Source organism: Inquilinus sp. (assembly GCF_057815775.1).
On sequence record NZ_JBYRFX010001133.1, the window covers coordinates 1 to 2,367 of the forward strand.

The window sequence follows — 2,367 nt, forward strand, 5'->3', positions numbered from 1 at the left end:
TGGCGCAACCTAGCGGCGCTGATATGGCCGACGCCAGCCTTTGGATGGGGGAATGAGGTTGCGAGACTGCCTTCTCGCGTTGCCTCTCCCGCCTGGCGGGAGAGGTCGGGCGTCCGCAGGACGACCGGGTGAGGGCTGGCCCTGGCCTCGACGAAGAACCCTCACCCGGAGCCGCTTCGCGTCTCCGACCTCTCCCGCAAGCGGGAGAGGCAACGCACAAGTGTGCCTCGCCCCACCCCCCTCAGCCCCGCATCCGAGTCTTCGCCGCCAGGCACAGCAGTTCGAACAGGACCTGCGCGGCGCATTGGGCAGTGTTGCTGGTCGCGTCGTATTGCGGCGCCACCTCGACCACGTCGCCGCCGACGAAGTCGATGCCGGCCAGGCCGCGCAGCAGCTCCAGCACCTCGCGCGGCTGCAGCCCGCCGACCTCCGGCGTCCCGGTGCCGGGCGCGAAGCCGGGATCGACGCTGTCGATGTCGAAGGAGACATAGGTCGGGCCGTCGCCGACCACGGCCAGCGCCTTGGCGATGATGGCGGGCAGGCCCAGCCGCGGCACCTCCGCGGCATGGATCACGGTCATGCCGGAGGCAGTGGAGAACTCCCAGAGATAGTCGGCGCCGCCGCGGATGCCGATCTGGATCGTCCGCTCCGGGTCCAGCGTGCCTTCCAGCACCGCTTGCCGGAACGGGCCGCCATGGTGGAACTTCGAGCCTTCGAAGCTGCCGCCGGTGTCGCAATGGGCGTCGATATGGACCAGTCCGACCGGCCGGTCGCGGCCGACCGCCGCCAGGATGGCGCGGCTGATCGAATGGTCGCCGCCGACCGCCAGCGGGATGACGCCGGCCGCCACCACCTTGCCGAAGAAGCCTTCGATGTCGGCGTGGCAGTCTTCCAGGCTGAAGCGGCTGCGCATCGGCACGTCGCCGATATCGGCCACGCGGAGGTCGGCCATCGGCGTCATCCGCAGCACATGGTTGTAGGGCCCGATCCGCTCGATCCCCCGCACCGCGCGTGGGCCGAGGCGGGAGCCGGCGCGGTTGGTGACGCCGAGATCCATCGGCACCCCGACCAGGGCGACGTCGAGGCCGCCGAAATCCGGCTTGTCGGCCGCATCCGGGATGAAGGGCGCGTCAAGCAGGGTCGACGGATCCTGGAACGGCCAGCGGCGCCGGTCGCCGTTGAACTGCAGGCTCGCGGCCTTGCGGAAATCCGGGTCGTCCAGATCGGCCCCGCCGGAGGATCCGTAGCGGGCGCGCAGGGCTTCGAGCGTCTTGCTGTCCATGGCTTTCCCCTTGCTGTCTTCGCCGGCCGCTACATCCGGCGCAGGGCGATGCCGTCGACCGAATGGTCGGCGGATTTGTGCAGCACCAGCCGGGCGCGCTGCCGGGTCGGCAGGATGTTCTCGCGCAGATTGACCCGGTTGATCTGGTCCCAGATCTCGCGGCCGACGCGGCGGGCCTCGGCCTCCGGCAGGTCGCGGTAGTGGTGGAAATAGGAGGTCGGCTGCTGGAACGCCGTGCGCTGCAGCAGCAGGAAGCGGTCGACATACCAGCCGGCGATGTCCTCCTCCTCGGCATCGACATAGACCGAGAAGTCGAAGAAGTCGGAGCTGACGACCGAGGCGCCGGCCGCGGCCTGCAGCACGTTCAGCCCCTCGAAGATCAGGATGTCGGGGCGGCGGATCACCTGCTTCTCGCCTGGCAGCACGTCATAGGCCTGATGGGAATAGACCGGGGCCTCGACCTCCGGCCGGCCGGACTTCATCGCCGACAGGAAGCCGATCATGCGGCGCAGATCGTAGCTCTCCGGGAAGCCCTTGCGGCGCATCAGGCCGCGCTCCTCCAGTACCGCGCGCGGCAGCAGGAAGCCGTCGGTGGTCACCAGCTCGACCCGGGGGTGGTCGGGCCAGTGCGACAGCAGCAGGCGCAGCAGCCGGGCGAAGGTGCTCTTGCCGACCGCCACGCTGCCGGCGACGCCGATGATGTAGGGCGGCGGCGCGCCGGGCCGGCCCAGGAAGGTGTCCTGCACCCCGTCCAGCGCCTGGGCGGCGGTGACGTGCAGGTTGATCAGCCGCGACAGCGGCAGGTGGATGTCGGCGACATCGGCCAGCGACACCGGGTCGTTCAGGCCGCGCAGCTCGGCGACATCGGCGTCCGACAGGGTCAGCGGCGTCGAATCCCGCAGCGCTGCCCATTCGGCCCGGGTGAAGCGGTCATAGGCGGCCGGCCGCGCGGCGAACAGGTCGGGCAGCCGGAACGGCCGGGCGGGAGAAGGAGCGGGGGCGCCGCGATCAGGGGAGACTGGCAGGGTCGGCATCGGGCTCTCGCCAGGAATGGGCCGGCAGGGTCCGACGATCCGCGGTCGCAA

General features: G+C 70.5%; 2 protein-coding genes. Both read right to left on the reverse strand.

Annotated features, from left to right (window positions below; all coding sequences use genetic code 11):
- Positions 1–241: 241 nt before the first annotated feature.
- Positions 242–1,282, reverse strand: a complete 1,041-nt coding sequence (gene speB, locus AC3XYG_RS40305) for an agmatinase (protein WP_489145545.1) — start codon at positions 1,280–1,282, stop codon at positions 242–244.
- A gap of 29 nt (positions 1,283–1,311) precedes the next feature.
- Positions 1,312–2,316 carry a type I pantothenate kinase gene (coaA, locus tag AC3XYG_RS40310; RefSeq protein WP_489145546.1) on the reverse strand — a complete coding sequence of 335 codons (1,005 nt, stop codon included), beginning with the start codon at positions 2,314–2,316 and terminating at the stop codon, positions 1,312–1,314.
- Between the last annotated feature and the right edge of the window lie 51 nt (positions 2,317–2,367).

Coding starts and splice junctions, on each gene's coding strand:
- coaA (WP_489145546.1), bottom strand. CDS start 2,316: ATGCCGACCCTGCCAGTCTCCCCTGATCGCGGCGCCCCCGCTCCTTCT.
- speB (WP_489145545.1), bottom strand. CDS start 1,282: ATGGACAGCAAGACGCTCGAAGCCCTGCGCGCCCGCTACGGATCCTCC.